The organism is Streptomyces sp. GESEQ-35 (assembly GCF_017948485.1).
Lineage (GTDB): Bacteria > Actinomycetota > Actinomycetes > Streptomycetales > Streptomycetaceae > Streptomyces.
Map to the genome: position 1 here is coordinate 1 of NZ_JAFFSX010000018.1, position 17,362 is coordinate 17,362.

Here is a 17,362-nt window from a genome sequence, read left to right on the forward strand (position 1 = left end):
CCTGGATCGAATCGAAGCGGAAGTGGCATGTCCGGCAAGGAACTTGACGGATCCTCACTTTGCCCAACTGACAGCTGACCGACAGAGTCCGTTCCTATGGTGCCGTGTCCATGACAGACACTTCGGAAGCCCCCCAGACCCAGATCAGGCGCCGCACCGTCCTGATCGCCACCGGCGCCACGGCCGCAAGCCTGGCTGTCGCCGCCACGCCCGAAGCCCCCACAGCCCGGACGGCCCCCGTGGCCGCCGCGGCCGTCTGCACCCTCACGAAGGAGATGACGGAAGGCCCCTACTACCTCGACGGACAGCTCGTGCGCGCCGACCTCCGCGAGGACAAGACCGGCATCCCGCTGAAGCTCAGCCTCACCGTCGTCGACGACGACACCTGCGTCCCGCTGGGCAACGCCCTGGTGGAGCTCTGGCACTGCGACGCCCTCGGCGAGTACTCCGGCTTCGTCGGCAACAACGGCCACGACGAACCGGACAACGGCAAGTTCCTGCGCGGCGGCGTGCTCACCGGCTCGGACGGCGTCGCGGCGATCACGACCGTGTACCCCGGCTGGTACCGCGGACGCTGCGTCCACATCCACATCAAGGCCCACACCGACGTCACGCTCACCGCCGACGGCTCCTTCACCGGCGGCCAGGAACTCCACACCGGCCAGCTCTTCTTCGACGAGACGATCACGACGGGCGTCGCCGCGCTCGCCACCTACGCCGCCAACACGGTCCCCCGCACCACCCTCGCCCAGGACTCCATCTACGACGACGGAGGCGCCGCATCCGGCCTCCTCGCCCTCACCGCCCTGGGCAGCTCCCCCTCCGCCGGCTACGCGGGGGCGCTGACCCTGGGAGTGGAGAGCAGCTGACCCGGCCGACCGGCAGAAGGCCGCGCCCGGCTCCCCGCCGGGCGCGGCCTCACGCGTGCGGGGCTACTTGCCCGGGCACTCCTTCCACGCCATGTGGTACACCGTGCTGATGTCGCCGTCGGTGGAGTCCATCGTCATGAAGCTGACCTTGTCGGCCGAGGTGCTCCCCGCCGCCACGCGCAGCTCGGTGTTGATGTTGAAGTTGCGCTGAACTCCGCAGGGTGCCCAGACCAGTTGGGCCCAGTCGGTGCTGTCGGTGGCCTGCCAGTTGTCGTTGAGGGGGCCGCTGAAGGGGTGACTCCGGTACGCCGTCTGCGGTGAGCCCTGGAAGTAGTACGAGGCTCTCTGTGTTGCGCTCGCGCCGGACTGGAGGGCGGCGAAGCCGCGGTAGTCCGCGCTGGCGATGGCGTACGTGAAGCCCTGCGGGACATGGACGATCAGGTTGAGCTGGCAGTTCTTGCGGAACGCGGTGGGGTCGGAGTTGCCGCCGGCCTGGGCGAGGTACTCGCTGTAGGTGACCGTGAAGGCCGTGTTGTCCTCGGAGACGGCCACTGCCGCGGTGCCCTGGGGACAGCCGGAGCCGTTCACCGTGGCGACGTCGATGACGATCTTGTCCGGGGGCGGGTCGACGATGGAGGACGGGGCCGCGTGCGCGGGCAGTGTGGCCATGAGCAGAGCGGCCAGTGCGCCGCCGCTCAGCAGGAGTCCACGAGACATGTCTCTCCTAAGGGTTGGGGGGTGGCTGTGCCTCCGGCCCTCGTTGACCTTTGAAGAAACTGTGAGGTTTTTGTGAAGGCGAGAGGCGTTCGCATCGTACGAGCCGTGCGCGCAGGCGTAAGGGTGAACTCCAGCCATTTACAACCCAGTTGAGCCAAGCCCGGTCAGGCGCTGACCGGCTGCCGCTCCGCGGCCGGCTCGGCCTCCGCCGCCTTCTCCCGACGGTAGGCGCGGATCGAGTAGGCCAGGGCGGCGGCCCACACCGCGTACAGGACGACGTACACGGCCGCGCTCAGCCCGCCCGACGCACCGATCCAGTCGCTCTTCAGCAGCGTACGGACGTTGGTCACGATGATGACGCCGCCGACCGCCGAGCCCAGGACCCGCGGCGGGACCAGGCGCACCAGCCACGCGGCGATCGGCGCGGCGATCAGCCCGCCGATCAGGAAGGCCGCCACCCACAGGAAGTCGATGCCCTGCGAGCCGAGCGAGAACAGGAAGCCGAAGCTCGCGGCGACCGCGACCAGGAACTCGCTGGTGTCGATCGAGCCGATGACCTTACGGGGTTCCATCCGGCCGCTGGCCAGCAGTGCGGGCGTACCGACCGGGCCCCAGCCGCCCCCGCCGGTCGCGTCCAGGAACCCGGCGACCAGGCCGAGCGGCGTCAGGAAACGCCTCCGCAGCGGCTTGCCCAGCCGGCCCTTGGGCAGTCCGCGGAAGGTGAAGCGGGACATGACGTACAGGCCGAGACCCAGCAGGATCAGGGACATCACCGGCTCGGCGAGCTCGGTCGACAGCTTGGAGAGCACGGTCGCGCCCAGGAAGGCGCCCACCGCCCCCGGCACGCCAATCCTCGCCACGACCTTCCAGTCCACGTTCCCGAACCGCCAGTGCGAGGCGCCCGACATCAGCGTCGTACCGATCTCGGCGAGGTGGACGGTGGCCGAGGCCGCCGCCGGGTTGGTGCCCATGGCGAGCAGCAGGGTGGTGGAGGTCACGCCGTAGGCCATGCCGAGGCTGCCGTCCACGAGCTGGGCGCCAAGGCCCGCGAGGGCGAGCAGTATCAGCGTGCGCATGCGGTCGGTCCCGTCTTCCCGAGGATTCCTACCGGGTGAGTAGGAATGAACAACGGGACGGGACCTTAGACCCTCAATCTGAGAACAGGCTGAGCACTCTGTGAGGCTTTACGGGTTCTCCCAGGCCGCGGGTTCGGCGGCCAGTTCCTTCACCGAGGTGGGCAGGGCGTTCCCCGCGAGGTCCGCGATGGTGACGCCCTCCAGGATCCGGCGGACATTGGCGCGCACCGCGATCCACAGCGGCAGCAGCGGCTCGGCCGACCCGGCGTAGGACAGGCCGGTCGGACGGACCCCTCGTACGGACACGATGGGTCCGTCGACGGCCCGGATCACGTCGGCGACCGTGATCGCCGCAGCTTCCCGGGCCAGCCGGTAGCCGCCGTTGCCGCCGCGCCGGCTGTCCACCAGCCCGGCGCGGCGGAGGTCGCCGAGAATGCCCTCCAGGAACTTGTGCGGGATGTCCTGGACGGTGGCGATGGTCTCCGCCTTCACCGGGCCGTCGTCGTGGCGTACGGCGAGCTCCAGTACAGCCCGTACCGCGTAGTCCGCCCGTGCCGAGATCCTCATACGCCCATTGTCACCGGTCGCGCCGGGCTCAGCGCAGCCGGATCACGTTCCAGGACAGCGGTTCCAGTACGGCGGTGAGGGTGGAGCCGTCCCGGAGCGCGGTGCCCTCGACCGGGTGCGGGGCGACCCGCTCGGGGTCGTCGAGCGTGTTGCGGGCGTCCGGGTCGGCGTCCGCGAGCGCGCTGTGCTCGACGACCGACGTCAAGTCCAGCCCGTTCAGGGCGACTTCGAGCGGCAGCGCTTCGGTGCGGCTGCGGTTCACGGCGAAGACGGTGACCGTGCCGTCCTCGGCGCGTACGGCGGTGGCGTGCAGCAGATCGGCCTCGCCGTACTTGACCGTCTCGTACGTCGGTGAGTCCACCCGTACGTCCAGGACCTTCCCGCGGCCGTACTGCGACGCCTGCGCGAACGGGAAGAACGTCGTCTGCCGCCACGCCGGGCCGCCCGGCTCCGTCATGATCGGCGCGATCACGTTGACGAGCTGGGCGAGACAGGCGACGGTGACGCGGTCGGCGTGGCGGAGCAGGGCGATGAGGAGGGAGCCGAAGACCACGGCATCGGTGACGCTGTAGTTGTCCTCCAGAAGCCGGGGGGCCTCCGGCCAGTCGTCCTGCTCGAAGGTCTTCGCGTGCGCCTCCCACTCGGGCAGGTACCAGACGTTCCACTCGTCGAAGGACAGGTTGATCCGCTTCTCCGTCTTGAGCTGCGCCCCCACGTGATCGGCGGTCGCGACGACGTTGTCGATGAAGGACTCCATGTCGACGGCGGAGGCGAGGAAGGAGTCGATGTCGCCGTTCTCGGGCCAGTAGTAGGCGTGCAGCGAGATGTGGTCGACGAGGTCGTACGTCTCCTTGAGGACGGTCGCCTCCCACTCCGCGAAAGTCGGCATGGACTGGCTGGAGGAACCGCAGGCGACGAGTTCGACACCGGGGTCCATCTGGCGCATGGCACGGGCCGTTTCGGCGGCGATACGGCCGTACTCCTCGGCTGTCTTGTGGCCGGTCTGCCAGGGGCCGTCCATCTCGTTGCCGAGGCACCAGAGCTTGATGCCGAAGGGGTCCTTGTCGCCGTGGGAGGCGCGGAGGTCGGAGAGGGCGGTGCCGGACGTGTGGTTGGCGTATTCCTGGAGTTCGAGGGCCTCCGTGACTCCACGTGTGCCGAGGTTGATGGCCATCATGGGTTCGGCCTGGGGGCCGATCTTGCGGAGGAAGGCGATGTACTCGGAGAGACCGAAACGGTTTGACTCCGTTGAGTGCCAGGCGAGGTCGAGGCGGCGGGGACGGTCCCCTGCGGGGCCTACCGAGTCTTCCCACTTGTAGCCCGAGACGAAGTTGCCTCCGGGGTAGCGGATGGCTGTCACGCCGAGTTCCCTGACCAGGTTCAGGACGTCTTGGCGGAGGCCCGCCTCGTCTGCGGTGGGGTGGTCCGGTTCGAAGATGCCGGTGTACACGCAGCGGCCGAGGTGTTCGACGAAGCTGCCGAAGAGCCGGGGGTTGACCTGGCCGACCGTGAAGGCGGGGTCGAGGGTGAAGCGGGCTGTGTGCATGTTCGCCTTTCGAAGGGGGTGCTTCATGTTTCGTGGGCGGCTTCGGGGTCGTTCGTGGCTGGTCGCGCAGTTCCCCGCGCCCCTAAAGGGGCGCGGGGAACTGCGCGACCAGCCCCCACCGGCCCGCAGACGAAAATCGTCACTGGCCTGCCAGACCCGTGTGGGCCACTCCCGCGACAATCTGCCGCTGGAAGAACACGAACACGACGATCAGCGGAATCCCCGCCATCAGGCCGCCGGCCATGAGCTGGGCCCACTGGATGCCGTAGGAGTTCATGACGGTCGCGATGCCGTTGGGCATGGTCATCAGGTCGGGGTTGTTGGTGACCATGTACGGCCAGAGGAAATTGTTCCAGGACGCGATGAAGGTGAAGATGCCCACCGCTGCCAGGGAGGGGCGGGCCAGCGGGACGACGATGGTGAAGAAGACCCGCCAGCGGCCCGCGCCGTCGATGAACGCCGCTTCCTCCAGTTCCCGCGGGATGCCCTGGAAGAACTTGTAGAGGATGTAGACCATCGCGGCGGGCGCGCACTGCGGCAGGATCATGCCCCAGTACGTGTCCACCATCCCCATCTGCTGGACCGTGGTGAACAAGGGGACCCCGAGGACCGCCGGGGAGATCATCAAGCCCGCCATGACCACGCCCATGAGGACGCCCTTGCCGCGGAACTCGGTGCGGGCGAAGCCGTATCCGGCGAGAGCGCTCACCAGCAGGACGACGGATGTCACGCACACCGACACGACCAGGGAGTTCACGAACCAGTTCGTGATGTTTCCGGTCTCGAACAGGGCGTTCCACGCCTGGCCCGTCCAGTCCTTCGGCAGCCAGTGCGGGGGCACCTCGACGGCCTCGGTCTCCGACTTGAGCGAGGTGAACAGGCCCCAGGCGAAGGGGGCGAGGAAGACCGCGGAGACGGCCGCGCCGAGGAGGGTGAGGATGATCTGGCTGGGGGTCCATGCCTTGGTCGTCATCGGGCGGCGCCCTCCTCACGGTTGCGCAGCAGCCACATCCGGGCGAGGGCGACGGCCGCGATGATCACGAAGAAGATGATGGAGATGGCGGAGGCGTAGCCCACGCGGTAGCTGGTGAAGCCCTCTTCGAGCGTGTACTGCACGAAGGTGCGGGTCGATTCCTCCGGTCCTGGGCTGAAGTCCATCATCACCACCGCCTGGTCGAAGACCTGGAGCGAGGCCAGGATCTGAAGGGCGATGACGAGGCCGGTGATGTTGCGCAGCAGCGGGAGGGTGATGCGGACCATGCGGTGCCAGGCGTTCGCGCCGTCCAGCTTGGCGGCCTCGTAGAGCTGCTCGGGGATGCCCTGAAGTGCGGCGAGATAGAGCAGGAAGCTGAAGCCGACCGTCCACCACAGGGTGGTGATGACGATGGCGAGCATCGCGTACGACTTGTCGGTCAGCCACGGCGTCTCGATGCCGAAGACGTGGTTGATCATGCCCGTGCCGGGGTTGAACAGCCACTGCCACAGGTCGCCCGCGACGGTGGAGGGGAGGAGGAACGGGGCGAAGAAGCACAGCCGCCACAGCCATTTGCCGCGCTCTAAGTGGTGGGCGAGCATCGCGAGGAGGAAGGCGAGGACCGTGATGCAGGGCACGACCAGCAGCGTGAAGTAGGCGCTGTGGCCGAGGGCGTCCCACATCAGCGGGTCCTGGAGGGCCTCGCGGTAGTTGTCGAGGCCGATGAAACTCGTGGTGTCGCCGGAGATGTTGGCGTCCGTGAAGCTGAGGTAGACGCCGCGGAGGAGAGGCCAGATCACGAAGAGCGAGAAGAGGGTGAGGAAGGGGGCCACGAACCAGCCGCCGTGCTGGAAGCCCTGCTTGCGGCGGACGGTGGCGCCGATCGCGGCTGTCCTTGCGCGGGCCGGCGCGAAGACGGTCTCAGCAGTTGTCATACGGCCGTACCTCCCTGTGCGGCGGTCTTGCCGTCCATGGGGTTCTTCATGGCGAGCAGTTCGGTGAGCGCGCCCTTCATCCGGTCGGCGACGGCCTCCGGCCTGGCGGAGCCCAGCGTCGAGGAGACGACGATCGGGCCCACGCGCTGGGCGAGGATGCCGGTGGAGCCCGCGAACCACACCTTCGGCTCGGTGGCCTGGTGGTCCATGGCCGACACATACTCGTTCTGCGGGCTCAGCTTCTTGTACGCGGCCGTCGACAGGGTCGGCGTGTAGGCGGGGATGTGGCCGCCGGCCGCCCACTGCTGGGCGTGCGTGACGACGTAGGCGGCGAGTCGGTGCGCGGCCTCGTTGGTGGTGCCGCCCCGGTCGGACTGGTGCGGCAGGACGAAGCCGTGCGACTCGGCGTGGGTGGCCTGCCTGCCGAAGACGGGCGGCAGTGGGGTGGCGCCGTAGTCGAGCCCCGCGCCGGAGTAGACCGGCACCGACCAGTTGCCCTCCCAGGCGAAGGGCGCGCCGTTGATGAACTGTTCGGCGCCGACGGAGCCCATCCCCGGGTCGGCGTACCCGTCGGTGATGTGGCGGCGCAGGAACTCCAGGACCTGGACGGCCTTGTCGGTGTCGAAAGTGACCTCGGAATGGGCGGCGTCGAACCAGGTGCCGCCGAGCTGGGTGTAGAAGGCGACGAAGAACCACCACTGGAAGTTCTGGTCGTTGACCCACAGCCCGATGGTCTGCAACCCCTTCTTGGTGGCCTTCTTGGCCTCCTTGAGTACGTCGAACCACTCGTCGGCCGACGTCACGGGCACGATCCGGCCGTCGTCGCCGAGCAGACCCGCCTTCTTCAGGACATCCTTGCGGTAGAAGCAGAGCTGGACGTGGATGTCGAGCGGGAGGGCGTAGAGCCTGCCGTCGATGACGGCGCGCTTCCAGAGGTCGGGGTTGAAGTCCGCTTCCCGTACGCCGTACTTGGCGAGCAGGCCGACGTCCCAGGGGTCCAGGAGCCGGCCGGGCGAGAAGCCGGTGACCCGGCCGAGGTGCATGACGCCGAGGTCGGGTGCGCGGTTGCCGGCGGCCGCCATGGCGAGCTTGGTGTAGAAGGGGTTGCCCCACTGGAGGGTCGAGTCCTTCACGTCGATGCCGGGGTTGGCCTCACGGAAGGCGTCCAGCATCGCGATCATGTTGGCGCCGTCGCCGCCGCTGAAGAGGTTCCAGTAGCGCACCCGGGTGTCCGCGCCGGAGGCGAGCGCGTCGGCCCCGGTCCCCAGTGCCGCGAAGCCGAAGCTGCCCGCGACCGCCAGTCCGCCCGCTGCGGCCAGAAGTTGCCTGCGATTCAGGCCAGGTTGTCCCATTCCCTGCCCCATCTGCTCGGTGTGTTCGAGATATCGAAACATGCTCGTAACTTCGAACGGGACCGTAAAGTTGATGCTCTTCGACGTCAATGGGTCGTGCACGAATTTCGGGCATCGGCGGTCGTTCTCGATTGAACGACGGTGACCGGATCGCATGACGTGCACAGTTCCGGGCGCGTAATCTCGGACGAGCCGCCGAACGGCGGGACGAAGGGGGTGCGATGGACATCGCGGGCGCGCGCAGGACGGCGTCCCGGATCGCCACGGCGCTGCGGAGCTCGCGACGCGGCTTCGCCATGCGGGCCCTGGCGGCCGACCTCGCAACCGCACTCTCCGCGGACTCCAGACCCCCGACCGACGTCCGCACGCTGTGTACCGCGCTGTGCGCGGAGATGAGCGCACGTCGCGGCGGGCGCCCCGTCGAGCTGCGCTTCGAGCGCTTCCCCGACGAGATCGAAGTGACCGGCCTGTGGGTCGAGTTCCAGGACTTCGACCTCGTCATCGTGGAGGATCGCGCCGAGGCCATGCAGCAACTGGTCATCCTCGGCCATGAGTTGTGGCACATGCACGCGGGGCACACACACCATCACGCGGCCGCGGCGCACGCCCTCGCCGGACGGTCCGGCTGGGACTCCGTCGCCCTGACCGTGGCCGCCCGCAACGGCTCCCGCGAGACGGACGAGGCCGAGGCGGACGACTTCGGGCACCGGCTCGCGGCGGCGTTCCAGCCCTTCGTGGCCGGACAGGGACGCGAGGCCGCACCCGACCCGCTCCAGAGGTCCCTCGGTTACCGCGGAGGCGGATCCCGGTGACGCATCTCCAACTGGCCGAGGGCCCGGTCGGGTTCCTCACCGGGCTGTACATATCCTTCTGGCTTCCCGGCCTGGTCCTCGCCGCGGCCCTGACGATCAAGCTGCCCAGCATCGTCAAGCTGTGGCGGGACCCGCTGCTGCGTGCCGTGGGCGGCCTGCTGCTGCTCGCCTGCGCGGTGTTCGTCTTCGCCGCCCCGAGCACCATCGCCTGGACCAACCGGGTCACCGGCGTACCGAACATCGCGGCGCCCTGGGTGTACTCCCTGATCACCGCGCTGTCCGCGTCCTGGCTGCTGCTCGTCATCCACTGGCGCAACGGCCGTACCGAGCACCAGGCGCAGACGCGGCGCGCGACCCGGTGGGTGGTCTCCGTCTACGCGGCCGTGGTGGTCGCACTGTGGGTCCTGTTCGCGCTCGCCGACGTACCGGTCGAACAGGTCCAGGACCTGGACACGTACTACGCCACCACACCGTTCATGCGCGAGGAGATCCTCCTCTACCTGATCGTGCACACGGTCGCCTGTCTGATCACCGCCCGGCTCATCTGGGTCTGGATCCGCACCGACGGCCTCGACGGCTGGCTGCGCTGGGGGCTGCGGATCCTGAGCTTCGGCTACGTCACGAACCTCCTCTTCAGCGCCGCCAAGTTCACCGCCATCGTGGCCCGGTGGACCGGGCACGACCTGGACTGGCTCAACACGAACATCGCGCCGTCCGCCGCCTGCATCGGCGCCACCATGGTCGCGACCGGCGTCATCGTCCCGCACGCCGGGCAGTACCTCCAGGACCGCTGGATGGTCCACCGCCAACGCCGGAACCTCGGGCCGCTGGCCCGGCTCCTGCGGAGCGTCGCGGTCAGCCGTGAGCCCTGGGGCCTTCGCGCGACGCCCGAGATCCGCCTGATCCGCCGCGAGACCTACATCCGCGACGCGCTCCTCCAGCTCTCCCGCCACCTCGACGAGGACCTACGACGACGGTCCTACGACACCGCCCTCGCGCTCGGCGCCGAGCACGGCCGGGCACAGGCCCTCGCCGCCGCCGTCACGATCCTGGACGCCGTGGAGGCAGGGCGGCGCGACCCGGACGGCGACCACACGACCGCCCCCGACACCGCATACCTGTTGCAGGAGATCCAGGCCGTGTCCGAGGCCCTGCGCAGCCCCGACGAGATCACGGCGGTACGCGCCCGCGCCGCCGTCCCGGCAGAGAGCATGTCCGCGCATGAGTGAACGCCCCTCCCCCGCCAGAGTCGCCGTCGTCCTCGGGGGATCCCACACCGGCATGCTCACGGCCCGCGCCCTGGTCGATCTCGCCGACCGGGTCGTCGTCGTGGAGCGCGACGAACTGCCCGCGGAACCCGCGCCCCGCAAGGGGCTCCCGCAGGCACGACACGTCCACCTGCTGTGGTCGGGCGGGGCCCTGGCCATGGAGGAACTGCTGCCGGGCAGCACCGAGGCGCTCCGCGCCGCCGGGGCGCGCCGGGCGCCGATCACCACGGACATGGTCGCTCTTTCGCCCGGCGGCTGGTTCCGCCGCTGGCCCGAGTCCCACCACGTGATCCTGGCCGGACGGGACCTGCTCGACGCCACGATCCGCGCGCAGGTCCTCGCGGACGAGCGGATCGAGGTGCTCGGCGGCACGCAGGTGCTGGGGCTGGTGGGCAACTCGGAGGCGGTCACCGGGGTCCGGGTGCGGGAGCGCGACGGCCGGGAGAGGACGCTCGGGGCGGGCCTGGTCGTCGACGCCACCGGCCGGGGCTCCGCAACGCCCCGCTGGCTGACCGGCCTGGGGCTGCCCGCACCGGAGCGACGCGAGGTCGACTCAGGCCTGGCCTATGCCAGCCGGCTCTACCTCGCGCCGGAGCAGGCGCGCGGCGGCTTCCCGGTGATCAACGTACAGCCGGCCCCGCAGGACGGCGGACCCGGCCGCAACGGCGTCCTGCTGCCCATCGAGAACGGCCGTTGGCTCGCCACCCTCAGCGGCACCCGCGGCGGCGAACCCACTCCCGCGAACGCCTCGGGCGACGACTTCGTCCGCTTCGCCCGCGAGGAGTTGCGGCACCCGCTGATCGGCGACCTGCTCACACGGGCCGAGCCGCTGTCCGAAGTGGCGTTCACCCGCGCCACCGTCAACCGCCGGTACTTCTACGAGCGGATGCCGGCCTGGCCCGACAACCTCGCCGTCCTCGGCGACGCGCTCGCCGCGTACAACCCGGTCTACGGTCACGGCCTGGCGGTCGGCGCCCAGAGCGCCCTGATCCTCAGGGATGTCGTACGGCGTCGCGGCTGGGGTGCGCCCGGTCTGTCCCGCCGTATCCAGAAGGCGGTGGCCCGGCCGGTCGGCGCGGCGTGGGATCTGGCGACCGGGCAGGACGTGTTCTACCCGGGGGCCACGGAGAACGGGCCCACCCTGCGCGACCGGCTCGTGGCCGCGTATGTGGACCGGCTGATGTACACGGCCACGGGGAACGGGCGGATCGCCCGCCGCGTGACGGATGTGACGTCGCTTGAGCGGCGGGCGGAGGTGCTGTTGACTCCGTCGGTTTTGTTGGGGGCTGTGGTGGGGCCGTTGAAGGTGCCGTTGGCTGCGCCGCCGTTGACTGCGGAGGAGTTGAAGCGGGTGGGGTTGCAGTAGGTGTTCGGGTGCGGGTGCGTGGGGGCTGAGCGCGCAGTTCCCCGCGCCCCTATGGGGCGCTCCAGTTACCCGGCGAATTTGGGTTGCCGTAGTCCCTTGCCTGCGGTCGGCACCACCAGTAGCGAACCCGCCATCGGGTGTGGCGTCTTCAGGCCCACCCGGGCTGTTGTGATGTAGAGGTCGGTCAGGTCGGGGCCGCCGAAGGTGCAGGCTGTGATCCGGGGGGTGGGGAGGGGGATTACGCGGTCCAGGTCGCCGGTGGGGGTGTAGCGGCGTACCGCTCCGCCGTCCCACAGCGCCACCCACACGCAGCCGTCGGCGTCGACGGTGAGGCCGTCGGGGAAGCCGGCGCCGTCCTCTATGTCGACGAAGGGGCGGCGGTTCGCGATGCGGCCGTCCTCGTGGTCGAAGATGTCGACGCGGCGGGTCGGCGAGTCGATGTAGTACATCAGCCGGGCGTCGGGGCTCCACCCCGTGCCGTTGCTGACCGCCACGTCGTCGAGCACGGTCTCGGCGGAGCCGTCGTCGGTGAGGCGGGTGAGTGTGCCGCCGCCGGGTGCCTCGTCGTAGCGCATGGTGCCGGCCCAGAGGGAGCCGTCGGGGGCGACGGCGGCGTCGTTGGCGCGGCGGCCCGGGACCGGCTCGTGGTGGAGCCAGCGGAAGGTGTCGTCGGGGTCGAGGAGGGCGACCCCGTCCCGGAGGTTGAGGACGAGACCGCCACCGGTGCGGGGCTTGACGGCGCCTATGTGCTGGTCGAGGGCGCGGATCGTACGGCGGCCGGAGAGGGGCTCGTAGGTGTGGAGCCGGGCGCCGAGGATGTCGATCCACAGGAGCCGCCGGCCGTCGGTGTCCCAGGTCGGGCCCTCGCCGAGCGTCGCCTCGGCGCGGACCGCCACGTCGTACGCGTAGGTCATCCCACGCTCCGGTGACCGAGGCGCTCGGAGAGTTCGACGGCGCCCTTGGCGGCGAGCTGCTCCAGTTCGACGCGGCGCTCGTCGCTCCAGCGGATCATGGGGACGGAGATGGAGAGCGCGGCGACGACCTGACCGGTGCGGTCACGGACCGGTGCGGCGACACAGGAGACGTCCGGATTGGACTCGCGGCTCTCCGCGGCGATGCCGCGCTGCCGGATCTCGTGCAGGGCCTCGCGCAGGGCGCCGGGGTCGGTGATGCTGTTGGGCGTCATGGCGACCAGTGGGACGTCGTCCGGGACGCGGGAGGTGAGCTCCGGCTCGGGGAGGGAGGCGAGCAGCATCTTGCCGACCGAGGTGCAGTGCGCGGGCAGCCGCCGGCCGGCCGCGGAGACCATGCGGACGGCGTGCGTCGAGTCGACCTTGGCGATGTAGATGACGTCGGTGCCCTCCAGGATCGCCACGTGTACGGTCTCGTCACAGGTCTCGGCGACCGACCGGGCGACCTGCTGTCCCTCGGCCGCGAGGTCCAGCTGCTCGGCGTACCGGCTGCCGAGCTGGTACGGACGTACGCCGAGCCGGTAGCGTCCCGGCTGACCCGGTACCTGGACGATGTACGACCGGGCGGCGAGCGTGGTGACCAGTTCGTGCACGGTGGTGCGCGGCAGCTGAAGCTTGCGCACGATGTCGGGGGCGGAGAGTGTGCCGTCCCCGTCGAGGAAGAGCTCGAGTATGTCGAGAGCCCGGGTCACGGCAGGTACGAGGCGTCCCATCTTCCGGCCCCCTCCCTTGTGTCGCTGGCTGCGTTCGAAATTTCAACAGCCGATCGGAATGACGAACACAGGCTACTCAAGGTGCGTTTACCCGGGCAATGGGGCGGCACGACCGATCGGCACGGGACCTGACGTCAGCCCTCACCGGGAGCGGACGTCAGCCCTGCACTTCGCCCACCCGTCCCCTCAGTCGCTGAGCCCGCAGTACCAGCTCCAGCTCGAAGCGCCGGTCCGGGTTGTCGATCTCGTCGCCCCACAGCTCCCTGATCTGGCGGAGGCGATAGCGGACGGTCTGGGGATGGACGCCGAGCCGGGCCGCCACCTCCGGTGCTCCACCGCGGGTCTCCAGCCAGGCGAGAAGGGTCTCGGCGAGACGGCGGCCGTGGGTGGGGCCGCAGTGGGCCAGGGGGGCGAGGCACCTGAGGGCCAGGTCGTCGATCAGTTCCTCGGGCTGGAGCAGGACCAGCGCCTCGGTGTGCTCGGTGCAGTACAGGACGTCGCCGCCGGGCAGCAGCCGGCGTTCCATCAGACGTACCGCCGCCTCGGCCCAGCGCAGCGACTTCGCGGCGTCCGCCAGCGGCACGGGCGGGCCGATCGCGCCCGACCAGCCGGTCAGCGCGCGGTGCAGCAGCTCGGGGCGGCCGGCGGCGTCCGGGTCGGGGACGACCATGCGGGGCTGCTCGTACTCCATGTCGAGGAGCACGCCCTGGCCGACGGCGGGGGCCACCGCCTCCCGGGCCGGGCGCAGCAGTACGCCCACCGAGACCTTCTCGGGCAGCGGCCAGCCGATCCGGGCGGCCCGTTCGCTGAGCGCGTCGGCCGGGTCGCCGCGGTGATGCTCGGCCAGCAGCAGCTCCATCAGCCGGCGCTGGAGGCGCAGTCGTTCCCCGGCCTGCCGCGCCGCCGCCTCCGCATAGCCCCGTACCGACTGGTCGACGAGGCCGTCGAGGTACTCGTAGCCCGCGTCGACCAGTTCGTACATCGCCGGGGGCGGGATCTCCACGCGCTGGCCGATCTCGGCGAAACGGCGCCAGGCCAGCCGTACGCCCATGCGGTAGATCGCTTGCAGGGAGTCCAGGCTTCGGCCGTTGAGGCCCTCGCCGCGGCCGAAGTCCTGGAAGACGCCCGGCGGTACCGTCGGCCGTCCCTCCGCCGTCTCCAGATGCTGGACGAAGACCTCGATGGCACGGCGGATGCCGATCAGGGCCATCGGCTCACCCGACTCGTCGAGGACGACGGGCAGATGGGGATACTCGCGGCGGATCTCGCGCAGGATCTCCTCGGCCAGGTCGGGCGCCTCGGACATGGCGATCGCGGCGAAACGGCGGACCTGGAGACGGGGGACGTCGAGCCAGGCCGAACGCGTCGGGACGACCGGTGAACGGGCGGGCTGCGTCATTTGCTTCGCACCGGTCAACTCCCCTGGCCGGCTTGCTCATACGTGATCAGCGGGGTGTTCGGTTGGTCGGGCGTCGCCTCCAGGAGCGCGACGATGCCGAGGGCGGCTCCTGCGGCGAGTGCGGCGGCGGCCGCCACGGTGAGCGCGGCGGCGAGCAGTCTGGACATCTCAGGGTCAGCCTTTCCGGACAGATCTAAACAGATCTAGACGTACTCGAAAGGTCACCCTCACCCCGGTGCCGGTCCCGTCCGGCAGAGGTTCAGTCTTGACTTTCCATTGACACTCCGTCAAGGGTGCGCCTACGGTTCCCGGCCCAGACGACCGCACGCGCACTGCCCTTAGCACTGTCCCAAGCCCTTGGAGTGCCAGGATGCGCCGTACCGCCTCACCTTTTTCGCTGATTTTGCTCTGCCTCGGCACGTTCCTGCTGGTGCTGGCGCCGCTGCTGGCCTGGTACGTGGAGCCGCGTGCCGCCGTGAATCCGATCGACATCGACCAGACCGCCGTTTACCAAGGCACGGGTTCCGTCTTCGACGTGGAGAAGGTCGAGACCGTCCCCGACCAGGACATCACCATCACTCAGCGCGTCCGCGGCGACGTCGCCGAGAGCGAGCGCAGCGGGAAGGCCGCGGTCTGGGACGTGACGACCACCGTCGACACCGACAAGTCGCTGCCGGCGGCGGATCCGCACGACGCGCTGGACTTCGCACCGCACCGCTGGGTCAGCGACCGGCGGACCAACCGGCCGGTGCACTGCTGTGGCGAGACGCCGTACATCGAGGGCGAGGCGTATCTGAAGTTCCCCTTCGACGTGCAGAAACGCTCCTATCAGTGGTGGGACAACACCGGGGAGCGCACGGTCACTTTGCAGTACCGGGGCGAGAAGAAGATCCAGGGCTACGAGGGCTACCGGTTCACCGGGACCGTTCCGGCCACGCGGACCGGAACGCGACTCGTGCCCGGCGCCATCGTCGACCAGCCCGAACGCTCACAGGTGTTCGCCGAGGAGTGGTACGCCAACCACGGCATCGAGCTGGTCGTCGACCAGGCCACCGGCCGGGTGATCTACGCACAGACCGGCCCGCGCCGCACGCTGCGCGCACCGGGCGGGGACACGGATGCGGCGGTCCTCCTGGACAGCAGGAAGATCGCATTCACGGACGAGACACAGGAGTTCGCGGTCGACCGGGCCGAGGAGGACAGCGGGCAGCTGCGCCTGGTGGGGCGGACCCTGCCGGTGGGTGCGGCCGTGGCCGGATTCGTACTCGCGGTGGTGGGTGGCGTTCTGGTGATACGTGGGCGGAAACATCCGGAAAGCGGCGGGGAATCCGAACAATACCCACCGACGCTCACGATGTGATGTTCCGTCAGCTCCACAAAGCCCGGAAATTGTCACGCCGGTGAGTAGCAGCTTCGAACCACTGGGCGAAAACTGTCCACTCCCACATCTGAACACAGTGCGCCCACACCCCGTTCACAGGAGATATCCCCTCGTTCACAGGAGGGTCCCACCCCTTCACCGGCGAAATCCACCTCACCCCCACACGCACCACTCCCGCCCCACCGCGTTCTTCCCCCACCTTGAGTTCCGCACCCTGAGACGAGTTGGAGCACCGATGCCCCAGCACGTGCCCGTCCCTCTGCGCGCCGCATTCCCCCGGGCGCCGCAGCACCCCCCGGCGCTCCCCCCACCTCCGCGCCGAATCGTTTTTCTCGCCCATCGGGACCTGGGCAACCCTGCCGCCGGCGGTTCCGAGCTGCTCGTCGACCGGCTCGCCGACGGACTGACCCGGCTCGGCCACCAGGTGACCCTGCTGTGCGGCGGCCCGGCCGCCTTCCGTGACTACCGGGTCGTGTCGGCGGGCGGTGAGTACGGCCATTTTCTGCGCGCCCGTTCGGCGTTCGCCCGGCAGGTCGGCGACTGCGATCTGCTGGTCGAGGTGTGCAACGGCATGCCGTACTTCGCGCCGATGTGGCACCGCGGTCCCACCGTATGCCTGGTCAACCACGTCCACACCGATCTGTGGAAGATGCGGTTCGGCGGCGGGCCACTGGCCCCGGCCGCCCGGATCGGCCGAAGACTCGAACACTGGGCACTGACCGGTGCGCAGCGCCGAAGTCTGCTGGTCGCCGTCTCCCCCTCGACGGCCCACGCACTGCGTGGGATCGGCGTCGAACGGGACCGGATCCGCGTCGTGCACAACGGGGTCGAGGACCCCGGCCCGCGCGCCGACCGCTCGCCCGAGCCGCTGTTCGTGGCGGTGGGGCGGCTCGTCGAGTACAAGCGGATCGATCTGCTGCTGCGGCTGTGGGAGCGGGTACGGCCGGTGACGGGTGGGCGGCTGGTGATCGTCGGTGACGGCCCCGAGCGCCGGCGGCTGGAGCAACTCGCCGGTCCGGGCGTGGAGTTCAAAGGGCATGTGAGTGAGGCCGAGAAGCATCGGCTGCTGTGCGCGGCCTGGCTGTTGCTGCATCCCTCCGCGGTGGAGGGGTGGGGGCTGGTCGTCACCGAGGCCGCGGCGCGGGAGACTCCGTCGGTTGCGTTCGATGTACCTGGCCTGCGTGACTCTGTCGTGCACGGTGAGACGGGGGTTCTTGCGCACGGTGAGTCGTCGTTTGCGGCGGCGTGGTGCACGTTGGCCCTGTCCTCGCACCGCCGTGAGCTGATGGGGAAGACGGCGCGTGACCATGCGGCGCGGTATCGCTGGTCGCGGACGGTGAGGCAGTTCCGGGTGGTTGCCTCCGAGGCGGTGAGGGGCTTTGCGCCGTGACGCCTATTCGCCGTGAGGGGGAGGACG

At 69.7% G+C, this 17,362-nt stretch carries 17 protein-coding genes; 6 read left to right on the forward strand and 11 right to left on the reverse strand.

Annotated elements, in window-relative coordinates:
- Positions 1–110 precede the first annotated feature (110 nt).
- Entirely contained in the window at positions 111–869 is a 759-nt protein-coding gene (locus KCH87_RS29540; protein ID WP_210589352.1) for an intradiol ring-cleavage dioxygenase, read from the forward strand.
- A gap of 63 nt (positions 870–932) precedes the next feature.
- On the opposite strand, the gene KCH87_RS29545 is transcribed toward KCH87_RS29540, so the two are convergent.
- The 7 genes from KCH87_RS29545 to KCH87_RS29575 form a co-directional block, all read right to left on the reverse strand.
- Positions 933–1,586, reverse strand: a complete 654-nt coding sequence (locus tag KCH87_RS29545; RefSeq protein WP_210589353.1) for a DUF4360 domain-containing protein — start codon at positions 1,584–1,586, stop codon at positions 933–935.
- A 164-nt stretch (positions 1,587–1,750) separates the two neighbouring features.
- On the reverse strand, positions 1,751–2,662 hold the full coding sequence (locus tag KCH87_RS29550) for a sulfite exporter TauE/SafE family protein (protein ID WP_210589354.1): 912 nt from the start codon (positions 2,660–2,662) through the stop codon (positions 1,751–1,753).
- Between the two features lie 108 nt (positions 2,663–2,770).
- The gene (locus KCH87_RS29555; protein WP_210589355.1) at positions 2,771–3,229 is read right to left on the reverse strand and encodes an Rrf2 family transcriptional regulator; all 459 of its coding nucleotides are present in this window, start codon (positions 3,227–3,229) and stop codon (positions 2,771–2,773) included.
- Positions 3,230–3,257: 28 nt separating this feature from the next.
- On the reverse strand, positions 3,258–4,775 hold the full coding sequence (locus tag KCH87_RS29560; protein ID WP_210589356.1) for an alpha-N-arabinofuranosidase: 1,518 nt from the start codon (positions 4,773–4,775) through the stop codon (positions 3,258–3,260).
- Positions 4,776–4,914: 139 nt separating this feature from the next.
- A complete protein-coding gene (locus KCH87_RS29565) occupies positions 4,915–5,748 on the reverse strand; it encodes a carbohydrate ABC transporter permease (RefSeq protein WP_210589357.1) in 834 nt (277 codons plus the stop codon).
- Positions 5,745–6,683, reverse strand: a complete 939-nt coding sequence (locus KCH87_RS29570) for a carbohydrate ABC transporter permease (RefSeq protein ID WP_210589358.1) — start codon at positions 6,681–6,683, stop codon at positions 5,745–5,747. Before KCH87_RS29570 ends, KCH87_RS29565 begins: the two co-directional genes overlap by 4 nt.
- Complete coding sequence (locus tag KCH87_RS29575; protein ID WP_210589359.1) at positions 6,680–8,035, reverse strand: extracellular solute-binding protein; 1,356 nt, start codon at positions 8,033–8,035, stop codon at positions 6,680–6,682. The genes KCH87_RS29570 and KCH87_RS29575 overlap by 4 nt, the downstream gene beginning before the upstream one ends.
- A 221-nt stretch (positions 8,036–8,256) precedes the next feature.
- Between KCH87_RS29575 and KCH87_RS29580 the strand changes: the two genes are divergently transcribed.
- Genes KCH87_RS29580 through KCH87_RS29590 form a run of 3 tightly spaced genes read left to right on the forward strand, consistent with a single transcriptional unit; the run spans position 8,257 to position 11,481 of the window.
- Positions 8,257–8,847 carry a toxin-antitoxin system, toxin component family protein gene (locus tag KCH87_RS29580; protein ID WP_210589360.1) on the forward strand — a complete coding sequence of 197 codons (591 nt, stop codon included), beginning with the start codon at positions 8,257–8,259 and terminating at the stop codon, positions 8,845–8,847.
- Positions 8,844–10,076: an MAB_1171c family putative transporter gene (locus KCH87_RS29585; protein ID WP_210589361.1), complete on the forward strand. Its 1,233-nt coding sequence runs from the start codon at positions 8,844–8,846 to the stop codon at positions 10,074–10,076. The genes KCH87_RS29580 and KCH87_RS29585 overlap by 4 nt, the downstream gene beginning before the upstream one ends.
- The gene (locus KCH87_RS29590; protein WP_210589362.1) at positions 10,069–11,481 is read left to right on the forward strand and encodes a pyridine nucleotide-disulfide oxidoreductase; all 1,413 of its coding nucleotides are present in this window, start codon (positions 10,069–10,071) and stop codon (positions 11,479–11,481) included. Before KCH87_RS29585 ends, KCH87_RS29590 begins: the two co-directional genes overlap by 8 nt.
- A gap of 65 nt (positions 11,482–11,546) precedes the next feature.
- On the opposite strand, the gene KCH87_RS29595 is transcribed toward KCH87_RS29590, so the two are convergent.
- The 4 genes from KCH87_RS29595 to KCH87_RS29610 all read right to left on the reverse strand — a co-directional run bounded on the left by KCH87_RS29595 (position 11,547) and on the right by KCH87_RS29610 (position 14,731).
- The gene (locus KCH87_RS29595) at positions 11,547–12,395 is read right to left on the reverse strand and encodes an SMP-30/gluconolactonase/LRE family protein (RefSeq protein WP_210589363.1); all 849 of its coding nucleotides are present in this window, start codon (positions 12,393–12,395) and stop codon (positions 11,547–11,549) included.
- Positions 12,392–13,165, reverse strand: a complete 774-nt coding sequence (locus tag KCH87_RS29600; RefSeq protein ID WP_210589364.1) for an IclR family transcriptional regulator — start codon at positions 13,163–13,165, stop codon at positions 12,392–12,394. Before KCH87_RS29600 ends, KCH87_RS29595 begins: the two co-directional genes overlap by 4 nt.
- A 157-nt stretch (positions 13,166–13,322) precedes the next feature.
- On the reverse strand, positions 13,323–14,564 hold the full coding sequence (locus KCH87_RS29605) for a CdaR family transcriptional regulator (protein WP_210589365.1): 1,242 nt from the start codon (positions 14,562–14,564) through the stop codon (positions 13,323–13,325).
- A 14-nt stretch (positions 14,565–14,578) separates the two neighbouring features.
- Entirely contained in the window at positions 14,579–14,731 is a 153-nt protein-coding gene (locus tag KCH87_RS29610) for a hypothetical protein (RefSeq protein WP_210589366.1), read from the reverse strand.
- Positions 14,732–14,934: 203 nt separating this feature from the next.
- On the opposite strand from KCH87_RS29610, the gene KCH87_RS29615 reads away from it, so the two are divergent.
- Together KCH87_RS29615 and KCH87_RS29620 are read left to right on the forward strand one after the other, a co-directional pair.
- Positions 14,935–15,924, forward strand: a complete 990-nt coding sequence (locus KCH87_RS29615; RefSeq protein ID WP_210589367.1) for a DUF3068 domain-containing protein — start codon at positions 14,935–14,937, stop codon at positions 15,922–15,924.
- Positions 15,925–16,180: 256 nt separating this feature from the next.
- Positions 16,181–17,335: a glycosyltransferase family 4 protein gene (locus KCH87_RS29620; protein WP_210589368.1), complete on the forward strand. Its 1,155-nt coding sequence runs from the start codon at positions 16,181–16,183 to the stop codon at positions 17,333–17,335.
- Positions 17,336–17,362: the final 27 nt, after the last annotated feature.